At 58.3% G+C, this 18,329-nt stretch carries 12 protein-coding genes; 6 read left to right on the top strand and 6 right to left on the bottom strand.

All coding sequences use genetic code 11. The features are described from left to right. Positions 1 to 30 precede the first annotated feature (30 nt). Positions 31 to 2,256, bottom strand: coding sequence for a putative bifunctional diguanylate cyclase/phosphodiesterase (locus AQ621_RS07790; RefSeq protein WP_058340974.1), 2,226 nt, complete (start codon positions 2,254 to 2,256; stop codon positions 31 to 33). 247 nt (positions 2,257 to 2,503) lie between these two features. Here AQ621_RS07790 and AQ621_RS07785 point away from each other — a divergent pair, with 247 nt between their 5' ends. Beyond that, the gene (locus tag AQ621_RS07785) at positions 2,504 to 3,358 is read left to right on the top strand and encodes a putative RNA methyltransferase (protein ID WP_058340973.1); all 855 of its coding nucleotides are present in this window, start codon (positions 2,504 to 2,506) and stop codon (positions 3,356 to 3,358) included. Here the strand turns inward: AQ621_RS07785 and AQ621_RS07780 are convergent. The 3 genes from AQ621_RS07780 to AQ621_RS07770 all read right to left on the bottom strand — a co-directional run bounded on the left by AQ621_RS07780 (position 3,340) and on the right by AQ621_RS07770 (position 8,054). Then, on the bottom strand, positions 3,340 to 4,086 hold the full coding sequence (locus tag AQ621_RS07780) for a DUF3581 family protein (protein WP_058340972.1): 747 nt from the start codon (positions 4,084 to 4,086) through the stop codon (positions 3,340 to 3,342). The two genes, AQ621_RS07785 and AQ621_RS07780, sit on opposite strands and share 19 nt — an antisense overlap. Positions 4,087 to 4,229: 143 nt before the next feature. Further along, positions 4,230 to 7,721: an EAL domain-containing protein gene (locus tag AQ621_RS07775; protein WP_082640940.1), complete on the bottom strand. Its 3,492-nt coding sequence runs from the start codon at positions 7,719 to 7,721 to the stop codon at positions 4,230 to 4,232. Between the two features lie 126 nt (positions 7,722 to 7,847). Then, positions 7,848 to 8,054, bottom strand: coding sequence for a cold-shock protein (locus AQ621_RS07770; RefSeq protein WP_022988980.1), 207 nt, complete (start codon positions 8,052 to 8,054; stop codon positions 7,848 to 7,850). 324 nt (positions 8,055 to 8,378) lie between these two features. On the opposite strand from AQ621_RS07770, the gene AQ621_RS07765 reads away from it, so the two are divergent. The 4 genes from AQ621_RS07765 (at position 8,379) to AQ621_RS07750 (ending at position 15,297) form a co-directional block, all read left to right on the top strand. After that, positions 8,379 to 10,730, top strand: a complete 2,352-nt coding sequence (locus AQ621_RS07765) for a sensor domain-containing phosphodiesterase (protein ID WP_058340970.1) — start codon at positions 8,379 to 8,381, stop codon at positions 10,728 to 10,730. Positions 10,731 to 10,818: 88 nt separating this feature from the next. Further along, complete coding sequence (locus AQ621_RS07760; RefSeq protein WP_058340969.1) at positions 10,819 to 11,964, top strand: efflux RND transporter periplasmic adaptor subunit; 1,146 nt, start codon at positions 10,819 to 10,821, stop codon at positions 11,962 to 11,964. After that, the gene (locus AQ621_RS07755; RefSeq protein WP_058340968.1) at positions 11,961 to 13,901 is read left to right on the top strand and encodes a MacB family efflux pump subunit; all 1,941 of its coding nucleotides are present in this window, start codon (positions 11,961 to 11,963) and stop codon (positions 13,899 to 13,901) included. Before AQ621_RS07760 ends, AQ621_RS07755 begins: the two co-directional genes overlap by 4 nt. Before the next feature lie 4 nt (positions 13,902 to 13,905). Next, positions 13,906 to 15,297 carry an efflux transporter outer membrane subunit gene (locus AQ621_RS07750; RefSeq protein WP_058340999.1) on the top strand — a complete coding sequence of 464 codons (1,392 nt, stop codon included), beginning with the start codon at positions 13,906 to 13,908 and terminating at the stop codon, positions 15,295 to 15,297. Here the strand turns inward: AQ621_RS07750 and AQ621_RS07745 are convergent. Next, positions 15,287 to 15,958, bottom strand: a complete 672-nt coding sequence (locus AQ621_RS07745; protein WP_058340967.1) for a transglutaminase-like cysteine peptidase — start codon at positions 15,956 to 15,958, stop codon at positions 15,287 to 15,289. The two genes, AQ621_RS07750 and AQ621_RS07745, sit on opposite strands and share 11 nt — an antisense overlap. Before the next feature lie 8 nt (positions 15,959 to 15,966). Further along, entirely contained in the window at positions 15,967 to 16,620 is a 654-nt protein-coding gene (locus AQ621_RS07740) for a type II secretion system protein N (RefSeq protein WP_058340966.1), read from the bottom strand. A 200-nt stretch (positions 16,621 to 16,820) separates the two neighbouring features. Here AQ621_RS07740 and gspE point away from each other — a divergent pair, with 200 nt between their 5' ends. Then, entirely contained in the window at positions 16,821 to 18,329 is a 1,509-nt protein-coding gene (gene gspE, locus AQ621_RS07735; protein ID WP_058340965.1) for a type II secretion system ATPase GspE, read from the top strand.

Below are 18,329 nucleotides of genomic sequence, written 5' to 3'. Positions count from 1 at the left end.
CAAGGCGGTGGGTGAGGGACCTAGGTATCCTCATTCGTTGGAGTTGGCCGGCAAAATTTCAGGTAGTAAGCATAATTCGGCAAGGGGCATTGGTCGGGCAAACAGGTAACCCTGCAGAATGTCACAGTGCCGTCGGGCCAGGTCTTCTTGCTGCTCCCGCGTTTCGATGCCTTCAGCCACAACCATCATATCCATGTGGTGAGCCATAGTGATCACCCCTTGAACAATCGCAGCAATGCGTCGGTCTGTAGCCGTATTCTGTACGAAGCTTCGATCCAGTTTCACTTTGTGTGTCGGCAGGTCCCGCAAATAGCTCAGGCTGGAAAACCCGGTTCCGAAGTCATCCAAAGCCACGCGGATGCCCCGGTCTTTAAGAGCTTCCATCAACTTGATGACGTGCTCGACACCGTCGATCAATACACTTTCAGTGACTTCCAGTTCCAGTAACTGGGGCGAAAGGCCGGTCTCTTCCAGAATCCGGAAGACGTCGTCCAGAAATCCATCGCGAATAAACTGCAACGATGAAATGTTGACGGCCACACGCAGGCTGCGCTCCCGCCGCCCATTGAACTCGGCCATTTCCTGACAGGCTTGCCGAAGAACCCAGAGCCCTAGCGGTACAATCTGCCCGGTCTGCTCTGCCAGCGGGATAAATTCGGCAGGCGACACCATGCCCCGGACTGGATGGTGCCAGCGCACCAGGGCTTCGACACTTCGCATGCGGCCGGTCACAGCATCTACTAAGGGTTGGTAATACAGCTCGAACTGGTTTTCTTTCAAAGCTGTGTGTAGTTCATGTCGCAGGGTGACGCTGTGTCGGGAGTGTTCGGCTTTATCCGCGCCATACCATTGCCAGGTATTGCGGCCCTGTCGCTTGGCCCGGTCCAGTGCCAGGTCGGCAAACTGCAGCAGTTGGTGGGGCTGTACGGCCTTATCACTGTTGCTTGCAATGCCGATACTGGCACTGATGTGAATCATTTGCTGATCCACTTCAATAGGTTCGCCAAGGGATTGCAAAACCTTCTCTGCCAGTTGAATGATAGCGTTGCGGCCAGGGCAGTCAGGAAGAACAATACCAAATTCGTCCCCAACCAATCGGGCAATCGTGGCCCGTTCGGGCATCACGGCCTTAAGGCGTTGGGCTACAGCCTGCAAAATCCGGTTGCCGATCCGGTGTCCCAGCCCCTCATTGATTGGTTTGAATCCATCCAGGTCCAGATAGAACATAGCGAGCATGTCTGTCCCGGATGTATGCCCGAGAAGTTCTTCAAGGGTTTCGGTAAAAGCCGCCTGATTGGGCAGGCCGGTCAGGAGGTCGTGGGTGGCCTGGAACCGTATCTTGGCTTCCTGCTCTTTTTGCTGCGAGATGTCCTGCTGGATGCCTATAAAATGTGTGCATTCTCCAGTCGTATCCAGGACTGGCCGGATGATCAGGTGGTTCCAGAATGGAGTTCCATCTTTCCGATAGTTGAGCAGGGTGACATCAACATCCGTCTTCTGCTGCAGGCCCAAACGTACAGCCTTGATGGCCTCCGGATCCGTGTCTGAGCCTTGAAGAAAGCGGCAGTTCTGGTCTAAAACCTCTTCTCGGGGGTAACCGGTGATCTCACAGAACGCTGGATTCACGTAAACCACGGGATGATCTGGTTGTTGGGCATCCGCCATCAAAATTCCATGGGGGCTGGCTTCAATGCCTCGCTGCAACTGGTGCAGTTCTGCTTCTTGTGCTTTGCGAGCCGTGAGATCCCGGTGCCGGAGAATGGTCAGCGCTGCCAGCGCTGCACCACGGCTCAGGTTCCTTTGTGCACCGTTAGTGGGGGAGACCGCCGAGCGATAGTAGGATGCAAAGGTGCCCAACAGCGCGCCATTGGCAGTCAGAATGGGCACGGACCAGCAGGCGCGGACCCCTTCAGCTTCTGCAAGATGGTGGTACCCATCCCATTTCGGATCATTCTGGATATTATCCGTAACCACGAGATCCCGTAAATAAGCCGCCGAACCACAGGTTCCCTGATCTGGCCCAATTGGGATGTTCTGCATTTGATCCACGTAGTCCGGAGAGAACTGATTACTCGGCACCATGCTCAGGGTTTGCGTGTCGGGGTCACACCGCATAATAGAAACCAGGGCGCCGGGCATCATCAGCGAGACCCAGTCTGTGATCGCTGCAAGTGTTTCCTCAAGCGGGTGCTGCTGAGCGATCAATTCATGGATGTTTTGCTGCATTTCCAGCAGAGAAAAATCGTGAGACTGCATAACGAGGGTTACTCTGGGAACTAGAAAGGGCAGTGTCGCCACCACAAGCTCGGGGTGTGATGTGACTCACATTCTGTAGACGATCATGGGTTTCATCAATAGGTGTCGTGCGTCGTTCTTGTGAAAACTTGCAAAAGGGATATATCGATTTGTAATCAGGATAGAGAGGCAGGTTCCAACAGGGCAATCCAGGCCTCTAACTGTTAGTATTGGCGCCATCGGAACCGCATCATCAGAGTGTAACCCCATGACAACCAAAGCCTTCGAAGCCCTGGCTTGCCCGTTAGACGGCGAGCCGCTACATCAAGAATCTTCTTCCTGGCGTTGCGCCAATGGCCATAACTTTGATGTGGCCCGGCAGGGGTATGTGCATTTGTTACCGGTACAGAAGAAGCGCTCGAAAGACCCCGGCGACAGTAAGGAGATGGTTGCGGCCCGCCAGCGTTTTCTTGGGGCCAGTTATTACCAGCCGATAGCCGAGGCGGTTTCGGCAGCGGTTTTGAAGGATGTATCGGATGGCGGTCACCTTGATTGCCTGGATGCCGGCTGCGGTGAAGGTTATTACCTGCGCCAGCTGGCGTCTGCAGCGGGTGGCAGGGTGTCACTGGCGGTGCTTGGGCTGGATATTTCCAAGTGGGCGGTTCTGGCGGCGGCCAGGAAGGATCGCGTTCCGAGCTGGGTGGTTGGCAGCAATGCCAATCTGCCGGTGCAGCCTGCGTCCCTGGACCGGGTGCTTTGCATGTTCGGCTTTCCGGTGTATGCCGAGTTTGCGCGGGTGCTGAAACCGGGCGGCAAGCTGATTCAGGTGGATGCCGGGCAGGATCATTTGCGGGAGTTGCGGGAGATAATTTATCCGCAGGTGCGTGCAGAGTCGAAAAAGGTGGATGAGGTGCCGGACGGTTTCCGTCGAGTGGAAACGCAGGATTTGCGCTTCACCCTGCATCTGGAAGGTGCGGAGCCGATTGCTGACCTGCTGGCCATGACTCCCCACCTGTACCGCGCCAGTGCCGAGGGCAGGGCGCGGGCGGCACAACTGGACAGCATCTCCCTCACGGTCGATGTGTGCCTGCAAACCTTCGAGCGTTACGCCCCGGCAGGCTGATCGGCGCCGTCCATTCCCACACGAGTGCCACGGGCTTTCAGCCGGTAAAACTCTTCAACAATGCCGGCCATGGCTTCCGGGCAGTATTCCCGCAGGCCGCCCAGCATCAGGCGCTTGGATACTTCGCCGGCGGTTTTGCCGGATGACATCAGCTGATAGTCCAGGGTTACGTTGCCCCGTTTGCCTGCCACTTCCAGGTCGGCCTTGCTTAATTCCAGGTCCGGTTGCTGGAGTTCCAGCTGGTTCAGGGCCAGGCTCATGCTTTCGTACATCACCATCGGGCGACCCGGGTTAAACATCACCCCGTGGGATTCCATCAGCGGCTTGAGGGTGTGGGGAAAGTTTTTGCCGGAAGCCGCCACGTAGCAGCGGGTAAATTCCTCGATGACCTGTTCATCGCGGGTAATGTCGCCGCTGCGGGTTACCTCCAGGTACACCTTGCCACCCTCATCGACCACTTCGATGGTGCCGCCGTTGTCGCTCTCGCGGAATTCCAGTGGAACCTCGGCGCCCAGGAGGTTGCGAAACCGGAAGGTCATGTTTTCAGACAGCCCGAAGCGGGACACCACAACCGCGAACAGGAGGTCTCCGGGCACACAGAAGCGCCGGGCATCCGGATCGTGGATGGGGTTGAAGTCGCCGGCCACTTCCTTGGCAAAGAAACTGGCCTGGGGTGCGGTAATAACGATGCGTCCGTCCTGGACGGAAAAGAACTGTTCTGAAAACATGCTTTGCCTTTTCTGATTTGCAGCAGCCGGGGGAATCTGGCCGATAGTACAATCCGCGGCCATTCTATGCCTCGCATGGCCAGACCGGTAGCCCGACCATGGTACTACGCAGGAACCGAGGGCACGAACCCCGGGAATCGGCGTCAGGCAATGTGCTCCATCAGTGTTTCCATTTCATGGAACAGCTGGTCGCTCAGTACATCCAGTGCGTTCATCAGGGTAGGGATCTGGTCGCGCTGGTTGGCCCGGTGCAGTTTGTCGATTTCCACGGCAATCTCGTGAATTTCCTGATGCAGTTTCCGGATGCCCTTCAGCCCGGGAAGTTCGGCGGACTGCTTATCCAGCCAGCCGGCAAAGCCGCAATGATTATGATCGAGCTCCACACTTTTGTCGTTGCCTTCAAGATAGCTGCGGAAACGCTCGACCCAGGCCCGATGGTCGACCCCGGCATACAGGCTGGGCAAAGCCCGGCGTGAAACCGTGCGCAGGTTACGCCAGTTGGCTGGTGCACGCCATTGCGCGCGCCAGGGCAGGAAGTCATCTGCAGGCATGGGGCGGGCCACGCCGTAACCCTGGGCCAGGTCACAGCCTATGCGAAGCAGCATCTCTGCGTGTTCGAAGGTTTCCACGCCTTCGGCAATCAACTGGCGGTCCAGGGCATCGGCCAGGCGCACGATGCCGTCCAGAATGGCCAGGTCTGCAGGGTCGCGCAGTATGCCCATGACAAAGCTCTGGTCGATCTTGACCACTTTGGCGGGCAGGCGTTTGAAGTAGGTCAGGGAAGAGTAGCCGGTGCCGAAATCATCGATGGCGATACTCACACCCAGTTGGCGGCAGCTGTCCAGAACCCGGGCAATCTGGCCCAGGTCACCCAGTGCTGCCGTTTCCAGAACCTCCAGTTCCAGCATGGCCGGGTCCAGGTCCGGCCATGATTTCAACGCAGCAGCGAGGTGCTCCGGGAAGTTCGGGTCACGCAGTTCGATGGCGCTGATGTTAATGCTCAGGGGTACCCGCACCCCTTGCTCAAGCCATTCGTTCATTTTTGCCAGGGCGCTGTCCATTACCCAGCGGCCGATGTCGAGCATCAGCGGGGTGTTATCGACCAGCCCGATAAAGGCTCCCGGTGCCAGTAACCCGCGCTCCGGATGTTGCCAGCGAAGCAGTGCTTCAGCACCAATCACTTCGCTGGTACGCATGTTTACCTTGGGCTGGTAATACAGGCATAGCTCATTGTTTTTGAGGGCCTGGTGCATGCGCTCGATGGTTTCGTGCTGGCTGCGCAGGCTTCTGTCCTGCTCGGTATCGAACAGGTGGAACCGGCTTTTGCCGGACAACTTGGCCTGGTACATGGCCTGGTCAGCCTGGCGGATCAGCTGGTCGCCACCGGAGATATCGGGTTGCGGGTAGAACGTGACCCCCAGGCTGGCGCCGACCGTAACCGCCTTGTCTTTAAGCAGGATTGGCCTGGAAACGGCTTTCAGGAGTCGTTCCAGGTGTGTTTCGAAATCTGAATCTGCAGACATATCCATCAAGACGGCCACGAACTCGTCGCCACCAAGCCGTGACAGGGTGTCTTCCTCCCGGAGTTCGTGACGCATCCGGCTGGCCACGGTGATCAGCACCTGGTCGCCGGCGGAGTGGCCATGGCTGTCATTCACGGCCTTGAAGCCGTCCAGGTCGAGGTACACCACTGCCAGGGAGCTTTGCCGTCTATCCACCATGGCCATAGCCTGGTTCAGCCGGTCGGCCAGCAGGGTGCGGTTGGGCAACCCGGTCAGCGCATCGTAATGGGCAAGGCGTTCGATTTCCTGCGCCTGCTGTTTGGCCTTGGTGATATCGGTGCTGATGCCAATCAGGCCGACAATGTGTTCGCTGCCGCCGTCTTCGTAGATCGGGGTTTTGATCTGGAGGAGTACGGCGCGCTCTCCCCGGATGTTGATTTCAACTTCTTCGGTAACCTTGGCGCCTCTTAACACCCTTTCATCGAGTGCCCTGATGCGTTCGATGCTCATATTGTCGAACACCGGCTCGCCCCGGGTGCCCAAAAGCTCGTTGCGGGACAACCCGAAGCGCGTCAAAGTGGCGCTGTTGGCGTAGGTGTAGCGCAGGTCCATATCCTTCATGAACACAAAGGTGTCCATCCGGTCGAGCGCATCCCGGAACCGGCTGGCTTCGGTGAGCGCCTGCCTGAGCCTCAGTTCGGCTTCCTTCCTTTCAGTGATGCGGGTCAGGCTGCCGTACCAGATCACCGAGCCATCCTCGGCTTTATGAGGCAGAGCGTTCCCCAGTAGCCAGTGCACCGACCCATCAGGATGAATAACCCGGTATTCGTCTTGCCATACGGTCAGATTGGTTGCCGACTCCATGATGCTGTCACGCACTCTTTCTGCATCGTCCGGGTGCAGGGTTCTTAAAACCGCCTCACCATCGTGCTTGACGGTTGCCGGATCCAGACCGTACACGTCCTGCATGGCGCGGCTGGCGTAGGGGAAGCAGGAGCGACCATCCGGAAACAGTTGATAGGTGTACACCATCCCCGGTACCCGGCCGGCAATGGTATCGAACTGGTTTGCCAGCTCCCGGAGGTCTTTGGTCAGCCGTTCGGCAATGGTGTTGGCTTTATGCTGGGTACGAACCAGGCTGAGATACAGGAAGAACACCAGAAGGCCCAGGGCAAGTACGCCCAAAGCTACGAGTATGACGGTCAGCAGGTAGGGTGCAGCCAGGTAATCGATCGGCGCAAACTGCAAAACCCAGGTTCTGTCGTTGAATCTGATCTCGTGCTGTAAGGATTTGTTGGTTTCAATCGCGGCTGGGAGGTTGCTGAACAGCAGGTTGTCCGGGCTGCTCTGTTCGTCGTAGATGCTCACGCCGATGGCTCGCCGTACGCCGGCCGGTGTTGCCCAGTCTTCCAGGATGCCTTCAAGCAGCTCGGTTACCCGGAATGCTCCGTAAACCCAGCCTGCAATCGCCTCGCGTCGCTGCTCCACGGAATCAATGTGCATATCATTCTTGTATACCGGCACATAGACAATAATGCCGGGTGCCCCCTGATTTCCGGTTTCCTGAACCAGGATCAGTTTTCCGGTGAGCGCGGCCTGTCCGCTATCCCTGGCCTGTACCATAGCGGCCTGCCTGGTCGGTTCGGAAAACATATCGTAGCCCAGTACCAGTCGGTTCTGTGGATCCATGGGCTCAAGGAAAACAATGCCGGTATAGAGGTCGCGGGGGCCGGAAGGATAGATCCGGTAATCAGGAAAGCCTTCATCTTTGAGGCGTTGTTCGTGCTTGCGCAGTGATTCTGGCGGAACAATAACCGCGAAACCGAATCCTCGTACTCCGCTTACCGACTCCGCAACACCCAGTTTGTCGACGAAGCTGTACCAGTCGTCCCGGTTGACTCGGTTTGTGCCGGCGAACAGGCCCGCACCGGCACGCAGCACCAGAGCATAGGCTTTTAGTCGTTCATTGATTTTTTCGGTGAGCTGGGATGCGGCAAATTCCAGCTGTTGCTGGTCGCGCTGGATCAGGAAGTCCCGCATCCAGAGCCCGCTGAGAGTCGTAGCGGCGAGCGTGATAACCAGAATAACCCAACCAGTAACCGGTATCTTGGATAGAAGGCGCGGTGAGGGCATTCAGGTTCCTGCTATTGGTTGTCGATGCAACCGGTATCATAGCCTGCCTGAATGCTTTGTGAGTAGGGGCCAGAACGCAAAAAAGGCAGCCGAAGCTGCCTTTTTCATATCGTATTGGGCTGTTATTTACAGACCAACTACGTTTTCCGCCTGAGGACCTTTCTGGCCCTGGGATACGGTAAATTCAACCTGCTGGCCTTCTGCCAGAGTCTTGAAGCCGCCGCCCTGAATGGAGCTGTAGTGAACAAAAACGTCCGGGCCGCCTTCACGAGTGATAAAACCAAAACCTTTAGCTTCGTTGAAGAACTTAACAGTACCGGTAACAGTAGACATATTTAACTATCCTGAATTCAATCATTTTATTTGCTGTCCAACATCGTTGTGAGGCGGGATCAGCGGTGTGCGGAAACAAAAAACTGGCGTGATCAAAAACAGGACGAGAACTACTTGCTACAACAGCGGTACGTCTTATTGATGAATGCTTTGCTAAATCTTTCCAACGACCGCCACTTTACTCTTGCCAGCCCGGAATGCAAAGCTATTTTTTATAAGCAATAGCACTCATTAGAAAAAGTAACGGTTTTGGGAATTGTACTCATCGCCAAGGCCAGGAACACGTACAATACTCTACGCCTTTCAATCCGGAGCCCAACGCTGATGCCGATGGACCCAATCGAAGAACGCCGCCTTGCCGCCCTCGCCAAACTAGGCATCCTGGATACGCCACCCGAGGAGCGGTTTGACCGTCTGGTGCGTATTGCCCGGAAGGTATACAACGTAAAGATTGCCCTGTTCTCGATCGTGGACGAGGGGCGCCAGTGGTTCAAGTCTAAGGAAGGGCTGGATGTCCGTGAAACCCATCGCTCCTTCGCCTTTTGTGACCATGCCATCCGGCAGGAAAAGCCCTTTATTGTTGAAGATGCCAGCAAAGATCCGCGTTTTCGCAATAACCCGCTGGTAACCGGCGGGCCGCAAATCCGTTTCTATGCCGGCATTCCGGTCAGGGAACCCGGGGGCTACAAGCTTGGCACCATCTGCATTATTGACGATAAGCCAAGGAAGATCCGGGAAGTTGACCTGGATGTGCTTCGAACACTGGCCAGCCTGATTGAAGACGAGCTGGAACGGGCCTATGCGGCAGTCAATGGCGAAGACGATGTGCGCTTCACCCACATTACCCGGGCTATCCAGCGGGCGCAGAATGCCTTCCTGACCAATGACAGCGACCGGGCCGCCTTCGAATTGATGCTGTCGGATTTTCTGGCCATCACCGGCAGCCAGTTCGGCTTTATTGGTGAGGTGCTGCGCAAGGAAGACGGCACGCCATACCTGAAGGTAGAAGCCATCACCAATATTGCCTGGAGCCCGGAAACTCAGGGGCTCTTCCAGCAGGTGGAGCGCCGGGGCATGTTGTTTGAGCGCCTCGACAACCTGTTGGGTGCGCCGATGTTGTCCGGTGCCGTGGTGGTGGCTAACGATTACAGCAGCGACCCGCGCAAAGGCGGCCTGCCTCCGGGGCACCCGCCCATACGTAGCTACATTGCCATGCCGGTGTATTCCAAGAGTGAGATGATTGGGCTGGTGGGCCTGGCCAACCGCGATACGGGCTATGAAGAGGAAATGGCTGACCGCATGGCCCCTTTGCTGCAAACGGTTGGAACCTTGCTGGAACGCAAACGCCTGTACCGCGAGCGCCAGGAACATCAGACCAGCCTTGAAAAAGCCGCCAATTACGACGCCCTGACCGGGCTGCCGAACCGCCGCAGGCTGACAGAGCTGTTCACCCAGGAACTGTACGAGGCTGACCAGCGTAAAGGCACGGTGTCGGTCTGCTTCCTGGACCTGGACGGGTTCAAGGAGATCAACGACGAGCACGGCCACTCGGTGGGCGATGCGGTGCTGCGGGCGGTAGCCGAACGCCTTAAAACCATTGTTCGCAGCCACGATGTGATTGCCCGCCTCGGTGGCGACGAGTTTGTGGCCATTTTGCGGGATGTGAATGACAGCCGCGTCTATTCCCGGATTCTGGAAGCCATCCGCCAGCCAGTGAATTACCGCCACTACGTGCTGCAGTTGTCCTGCAGTATGGGCATCACCGTATACCCGGATGACGACGTGGAGCCGGACATGCTGCTTCGGCACGCAGACCAGGCCATGTATGCCGCCAAGGAGGCCGGTAAGAACGCCTTCAAGATGTTTGACCTTGAGTCACACTTTACCCGCAAGGAGCGGGTGAGGGTGCTCGAACAGATCGGGCCGGCGCTGGCCCGGGAAGAGCTGGAGCTCTATTTCCAGCCCAAGGTGGACTTCAACCGCTGCACGGTTGAGGGATTCGAAGCACTGATTCGCTGGAACCATCCGGACGACGGCCTGCTGTTGCCATGTCGCTTTCTGGACCACATCGAGTACACAGAGTATGCCAGCCAGGTTGGTCGGTTTGTGCTCGGAGAGGCCATCAAGCGGTTATTGTACTTTGACGAACAGGGTTTGTCGTATTCGATCAGCGTGAACCTGAGCCCGTCCTATTTTCTGGGGCAGGCCTTCCTGCCTGACCTGAAAGCGGGGCTGGGGCAACTGCCGGACGGCATCCGGCACCGGCTCATACTGGAAGTGCTGGAAACCACGGCGCTGGATGATACCCGCAAAGTGATCGATATCCTGAAAGTCTGCCAGGGTATGGGCGTTGAGGTCTCTATGGACGATTTTGGCACCGGATACTCGTCGCTGGACTATTTCCGCCGGCTGCCGGTGCAGGAAATCAAGATAGACCGCACCTTTGTTGGCGATATGGTGAGCGACCGGGACGACGAAATGGTGGTTAAAGCCATTCTTGGCCTGTCGAAAAGCTTTGGCCGCCGGGTGATTGCTGAAGGCGTGGAGTCCCGCGAAGTTCACGAACGGCTGGTGCGGCTTGGCTGCGATCTCGGGCAGGGCTATTTCTATGCCGAGCCTATGCCTTTTGACAACGCGTTGGAGTGGGCCCGGAATTTCAGCTGGCCGGCATTGTAAAGGTTTGGCAAAACCCTGACTTCGCTCTTTTTTTCGATGCGCGGCTTCTCTATGGTTGCCTCTGGTTGTTCATCCACGGAGAAGGTCAATGGCGTCTGGTTCCCCTAAGCGCGGAGTCAAATGGTTTGCAGTATTGCTGGTGGTTGCCGCTGCCGGGTTTGCTGCCTGGTGGTTTTCCGGCGACGCCCGAAAAGCCCCCGAACCCCTGAATACGGTTGAAGTCACACGCGGTGATATCCAGCTGCTGGTCAGTGCCACCGGGGTGCTGGAGCCCAGTAACTATGTGGATGTGGGTGCCCAGGTCTCGGGCCAACTGGAAACCATCCATGTTCGTGTCGGCCAGAACGTCAAGGAAGGGGACTTGCTGGCGGAGATAGACCCTACCGTCTACACCGCCAAGGTTGACGCCACCCGGGCTCAGCTGAAGAATCAGCAGGCCCAGATTGCCGACCGCAAGGCCCAGTTACGGCTCGCCGAAATCCAGTTCCAGCGCCAGCAGAACCTCTACCGGGAGGAAGCAACCACCCGGGAATCCCTGCAAACTGCCGAGGCAACCCTGGCCTCCGCAAAGGCCCAGCTGGCGATGCTGGAAGCCCAGATTGAACAGACCTCCTCAACCTTGCGTGCCGAAGAAGCCAATCTTGGCTACGCCCGAATCTATGCCCCCATGGACGGCACCGTGGTATCCATCGAAGCCCGCCAGGGTCAGACCCTGAACGCCAGCCAGACCGCACCCGTGCTCATGCGCATCGCCAACCTGGCCACTATGCGTGCGCGGGCCCAGGTTTCGGAAGCGGATATCAGCAAACTGGAGCCGGGCATGCGGGTGTACTTCACCACCCTGGGGGAACCGGATTCCAGGTTATACGGCGAACTCGACTACATCGAACCGACACCGGAAGTCACCAATAACGTGGTGCTTTACAACGCCCTGTTTGAGGCAGAGAACCCGCAGGGCAAGTTATTGCCCAACATGACTGCCCAGGTGTTCTTTATCCAGAAAGAGGCCCTGAATGTATTGCGGGTGCCCGCCAGTGCGGTGCAGGGCAACACAGTGCTGGTTCTTGATGCTGCCGGCAATCCGCAAGCACAGACAGTCACCACCGGCATCTCTAACCGGGTGCAGACGGAAATTCTGAACGGGCTGGAAGAGGGACAGGAAGTGGTCCTGGTATCCCGCGACCCCCGCAGCGGTGCCAGCGGTAACCCGTCTTTCCGGGGCATGCTGAGATGACCGGCAATACCCCGCTGATTGAACTGAAAGGCATCACCCGTTCGTTCGGGCAAGGGGACCTTGCGGTGCCTGTGCTGAAGGGGATCGACCTGAAGATCTATCCGGGCGAATTCGTGGCCATCATGGGCCCGTCCGGTTCCGGCAAGTCGACCCTGATGAACATTCTAGGATGCCTGGACCAGCCAAGTTCCGGTGAATACTGGTTTGACGGCCGGGATGTCTCGGCCCTCAGCCGGGATGAGCTGGCGTTGCTGCGACGGGAAGCCTTCGGCTTCGTGTTCCAGAGTTACAACCTGTTGCCGGGTATGACGGCACGGGAGAACGTGGAAATTCCGGCAATCTATGCGGGCATGGCTCCCGTAAGGCGCCACCAGCGGGCAGATGAGCTGCTGACCGGGTTGGGGCTGGGTGAACGGCTGACCCACCGGCCGTCTGAGTTGTCCGGGGGCCAGCAGCAGCGGGTATCCATTGCCCGGGCATTGATGAACGGCGGCCAGATTATCTTTGCCGATGAGCCCACCGGCGCCCTGGACAGCAAAAGCAGCCAGGAAGTGATCCGGTTGCTGACTGACCTGTCCGCCCAGGGGCACACGGTTATCCTGATTACCCATGACCAGGACGTAGCGGATGTGGCCCGGCGCCAGATCCACATTGCCGACGGCGAGGTGGTGCGGGATACCGGCGTGGAAACCACAACCAGAACGGCACCGGTTAAGGCGGCCGATATTCGCAATGGCGCCGTGCTGAGCGATTGGCAGGAAGCCCTGAAAAGCGCCCTGCGGTCGCTTCGCAGCAACCTGTTCCGTACTGCGCTTACCTTGCTTGGCATTGTTATTGGCGTGGCGTCGGTCATCACCATGCTGGCCATCGGTGAAGGCGCCAAGAAAGATGTGGTCGATCGAATCAGTACCATGGGCAGCGATCTGTTACTGGTTCGCCCCGGCGGCCCGGACCAGCGGGGAGGGCGCTGGTCTGTTACCACACTGGTGGCAGATGACTATCGTGCAATCAACGAGATAGAAGGTGTTCTTGCCGCAATACCTGAACTGACGGGTGGCCAGACTTTGCGCTACTCAAACCGGGATCACCAGGCGGAAATCAACGCCACCTCGTTCCAGTTCCCGGTGGCACGGCAGTGGCCGGTGGCGGAAGGCACCTTTTTCAGCGCGCAGGATGAAGCCAACTATGCCGCCGTTGCGGTGCTGGGGACATCCACCGCACAGGTGTTGTTTCCGGATGAAAGTCCGTTGGGCAAGCACCTGATGGTAAACAACGTGTTGTTCCAGGTGATTGGCGTGATGGAGGAGAAAGGAGCATCCCCCATGGGCCAGGACCAGGACGAAGTGGTGTTTGTGCCCTATACCACCGGCAGCTTGCGTATTTTCGGACAAACCCACCTCCGCAACGTCACGGTGGCGGTGGCGGATATCGACCGCATGGCGGAAATCGAGGCCATCATCCACGATACCTTGCTGGCCCGCCATGGAGGTGTTGAAGACTTCACCATCCGCAACATGGCGTCGCTGATTGACACCATTTCCGAAACCCAGAATACGCTGACCTGGCTGCTGGGCTCCATTGCCGCTATCTCGTTGCTGGTGGGCGGCATTGGCGTGATGAACATCATGCTGGTAAGCGTGACCGAACGCACCCGGGAAATCGGGATCCGCATGGCCACCGGTGCCCGGGCCTGGAACATCCTGCAACAGTTTCTGACGGAAGCCTGGCTGGTGTCAGCCATTGGCGGGCTGATCGGCGTGGGGCTGGGCATTGCCGCTACCCAGCTGATCGGCTCATTCGGTACGCCGGTGCATATGACGGTTCTGCCCATGGTGCTGGCTTTCAGTTGTGCCTTCGCCACCGGCCTGATTTTCGGTTTTCTGCCGGCCAGAAAGGCTGCGCGGCTCGACCCTGTTCATGCGCTGGCTTCGGAGTAATGCCATGATCTTTCGTACTAGCCCCTTGTGGTCCGTTTTATTGCTGGCAGGCTGCGCCGGTTTCCAGCCCCAACCTGTTGAGCAGCCGTTAACGCCACCCGCTCAATGGCACCAGGAAACAAATGCGGGAGAAACGGTGAATGCTGACTGGTGGCAGGCCTTTGGTGACGAACAGCTGAACCGGTTGGTCAACCGTGCCTATGCCAACAATCCGGGCCTTGCCGCAACGGCACAGGCCGTTATCCAGGCCGACCTTCAGCTGCGTAATGCCGGGGCAGCACTGTTGCCAACAGTCGGCGCATCCGGCAGCGCCGGTAAGCAGGCCAGCCAGGCGTCAGGGCAGGACAGGGCAACCGGGGGCTCAACCAGCCTGGGTGTGTCTGTAGATTATGAGGTGGATCTTTGGGGCCGCTTGTCGGCCGCAGAATCCGCGGCCCTGGCCGATTTTGAGGCTACCCGTTACGACTACGATGCTGCCAGGATAACCCTCGCCGCGTCTGTGGCCAGCACCTGGTTCGAATGGCAGGAGTTACAGCAGCGGGTTGAGGTAGCCCGGAAGAACCTGGAACTGGGCGAGCGGACGCTGAAACTGGTTGAGGCACGCTACCGAAACGGTGTGGCGGACCGTTCCGAGCTGTCACGGCAGCAAACGGCCGTGCAGAACCTCAAAAATGCCGTGCCTCCGCTGGAATACCAGGCCCGGCAGCGCCTGGCGGCGCTTCGCTTATTGACCGGTGACTATCCGTTTACCGAGGCTGAGCCCAGAGCTGCACTTCTGGATGTGTCTGTGCCGGCTATCGACCCTCAAACCCCCGCCAGTATCGTTACCCGCCGGCCGGACCTGGCTGCCGGGGAAGCGCGTTTAGCCGCCGCCAGCGCCAACATCGAGCAGGCCAGGGCCGCACTGCTGCCCTCCCTATCCCTGAGTGGTGCAGTGCGTGCGTCGACCGACAGCTTTTTCAGCCTGTCGGACCCGCTGCGAACGGCAAGCGCCGTGCTGGGGTTAAGCCAGACCCTGTTTGATGGCGGACAGCGCCGCAATACCGTGGAGATTTCCGAATCCCGCCGGGTTGCCTTGCTGGAAACCTACCGGGCCAGTTTATTGACGGCTTTCCAGGAAGTGGGCGATGCCCTGGATCGGGAGGCACTGTACAAAGGGCAGGAAACACGGCTGCAAAGCATTCTGGAGCAGGCGGAAGAAACGTTGCGGTTAACGGAAATCCGCTACCGGGAAGGGGCGGATGACTTACTCACCCTGCTCGAGAGCCAGCGCAGCGTATTCGATGCCCGCCAGCAACTGAGCCAGGTTCGGCTGAACCGGCTGATTGCCGCAGTGGATCTGTACAAGGCGCTGGGTGGCGGTTGGGAGCCTGAGGCATCCGGCCCTAAGGCCTGAGTTGCTGTTCGAGCCTTTCGTTCAGTTTGCGCCAGTGTTCAAGCTTTTCCGCATCACCGACCCGTTTGCGCACCCCGGACTGCTGGTTCAGCCATAAGCCCTCACCGTTAAAACTGTAAACCGGTTCCAGGTCAGGGCGTTGCGACGCAGGCTTAATGTGATTTATCAGGTTGTCGAGAACCAGCGGCTCGGCATCCGGCGTCTTGTACCAGGCCAGCACCATGTGGGCCTGGTTAAGTTCCAGGGCTTTAACATAGACAATGCGCAGCTGTTCGTCGGGCACCCCCATGGCACGCAGGGTCAGGTACTTGGCGATGGAGAAATCCTCGCAGTCGCCGCCGTTGGTGGTCAGCAGTTCCACCGGGGTCGCCCAGTAGTCTTCCTCGCCCCAGTGGCTTTGGTCACTGACAAACTCCGCCCGGTTGAAAAAGGAGTTGACCAGGTGCAGCTTGCGATCGATGGGGGCGTTGATAGCCAGGCCATGCAGCCGTTGCCAGTTTTGTAACCGTTGCTGCGCTTCCAGGCCAAACTCCTGAAGCACGTAGTCCATCAGGCGATCGCTCAGATTAATGGCGCTTGCGAGGGAAATGCCGAGAATCACCGGCAACAGCAACGGGACCAGAAGGGAGCGGCGAACACGGTGAACGATGACCGCTGCCATGGCCGGCCTCAGTTGTTGTTCTGCAGGCGTTGTCGTAATTGCTCCAGCCGCTGGCGGATTTCCTCACGGCGCTGCTGGTCACTGGCGGAGCTGCTGTTATTGGCGGCGGGGCGGGGAGCTGCCTGGCGAACCGGCTGGGTCTCCATGGCGGGCTCCGGTTGGTCGGAACTGGCGAGTTCAAAGCGGGTGCGGTCTTCGTTTTCCGGGAAGTAGAGGTTTTCCAGCTTGCCGGCCCGTTCGATAACAACCCGGTTGGCGAATACGGTACGGAGCCTGGCGTTGCCGGGTAATTCGTCACCCACCAGGTAGGCTTCGGTGTCGTTTTTGTCGTCTTCAATCAGGGCGCTGCCCGGGAAATCACCGTCTGCGGCCAGCACACCGCGCAGAGACAGCCGCAGGTTGGTTTCCGGCAGGTTTTCAGTATCGGTTACCGCCGGGCCATCGCCGCTGGTGCGGGTGCCAAACAGCGAAAGGTTTGCCAGGTCAACGGCTGGCACTTCCGGACCACTGCTTTCCGGGCCATTTGCAGCCGTTGCTACCGGCGCAGCCTGGCTGGTTTCAGACTGCCAGAACCGGTAGCCTTGCCAGCCGGTGAGGGCGACCATGGCCAGTGCGGCTGCCAGCGCAAGTAACAGTGGAATCCTTCGGTCAAGTGCAAACATCGGCGTTCCTGATTGCGATAAAAGTCGAAAATCCTAAAAAGCCCACAGGTTATCAGACTGCAATGAATTAGTGGCAGTATAGTGTACAGAGTTGTTCAGTGGTTCCCATTCCTGTGGTACCTTTTCGGGCATTGCTGCCAGCGCCAGGAACCTGGCCTATAACAACAATCGTGACCTGACGGATTTAAACGAGGAAGAGCTTGACCACCGAGACCGAAATTCAGCCGCAGGATGCTCCGCTGGGCCGACTTCCCTTTACCTTTGCCAAGCGCAACGGGGTGATCCTTACCCGCAACGACGATGGCGAGGCGGTCATTCTGGTAAAACCTGGGGCGTCCCACACTGCGCTGGCCGAGGCCAACCGGATCAGTGGTGGCCGGGCCCGCTTTACCACTATTGAAGCTGACCGCTTTGACCAGGCGCTGAACGCGGCCTACCAGAATGATTCCGCCGAAGCCATGCAGATGGTCGAAGGCATCGGCGATGATATGGACCTGGCCTCGCTGGCCGATTCCGTGCCGGAAACCGAAGACCTGCTGGAGCAGGAAGACGACGCGCCGATTATCCGGCTGATCAACGCCATCCTCACCGAGGCTGTGAAAACCAATGCCTCGGACGTGCACATTGAAACCTACGAAAAGCAGCTGGTTGTGCGGTTCCGTATCGATGGCGTGTTACGGGAAGTGGTGCAGCCCAAGCGGGCCCTGGCGCCGTTGCTGGTGTCTCGTATCAAGGTTATGGCGAAGCTGGATATTGCCGAAAAGCGGGTGCCCCAGGATGGCCGTATTGCCCTTCGGGTAGCGGGCCGAGAAGTGGATATCCGGGTATCTACCATGCCGTCGTCCAGTGGCGAGCGGGTTGTGCTGCGTCTGCTCGACAAGCAGGCAGGCACCATTCGCCTGGAATCCCTCGGCATGGCCGGGCAGGATCTCAAGGTTCTGCGCAAGCTGATTCACCGGCCTTACGGCATCATGCTGGTCACCGGCCCGACGGGTTCCGGTAAATCCACTACGCTGTACGCCTCGCTGCAGGAAATTAACGACCGCACCCGCAATATTCTGACCGTTGAAGACCCCATCGAATACAACTTGCCGGGCATCGGCCAGACCCAGGTAAACCCCAAGGTTGATATGACCTTTGCCCGTGGCCTGCGTGCCATTCTCCGGCAAGATCCGGATGTGGTGATGATTGGTGAAATCCGGGATCTGGAAACCGCCGAGATCGCCGTGCAGGCGAGTTTGACCGGCCACCTGGTGCTGTCCACCCTGCACACCAACACCGCTGTAGGCGCCATTACCCGTTTGATGGACATGGGCATCGAGCCGTTCCTGATTTCCTCCAGCCTGGTGGGCATTGTCGCCCAGCGGCTGGTGCGGGTGCTGTGTACCCACTGCCGGGAGCCCTATATCCCGACTGAAGAGCATTGCCAGTTCCTGCAGCAGGACCCGGCCGATCCGCCTACGATTTTCCGCGCCAAGGGTTGCGAGCATTGCAACCAACTGGGCTACCGCGGGCGTATCGGTATCTATGAAGTGGTGGAAATAACGGAAGAGATCAGCAGCCTGATCCATAAACGGGCAGGGGAGCTCGACCTGGAGCGGGAAGCCCGGCTGCACAGCCCCAGCATTCATGCCGACGGCGTTCAGAAAATCCTGAATGGCGTAACCACCGTGGAAGAAGTTCTGCGCGTAACCCACCGGAGCCAGTAA

It is taken from the genome of Marinobacter sp. P4B1 (assembly GCF_001447135.1).
GTDB lineage: Bacteria > Pseudomonadota > Gammaproteobacteria > Pseudomonadales > Oleiphilaceae > Marinobacter > Marinobacter vinifirmus.
The sequence above is the reverse complement of the archived record's forward strand: the minus strand, read 5'-3'. Positions and strand labels throughout refer to the sequence as shown.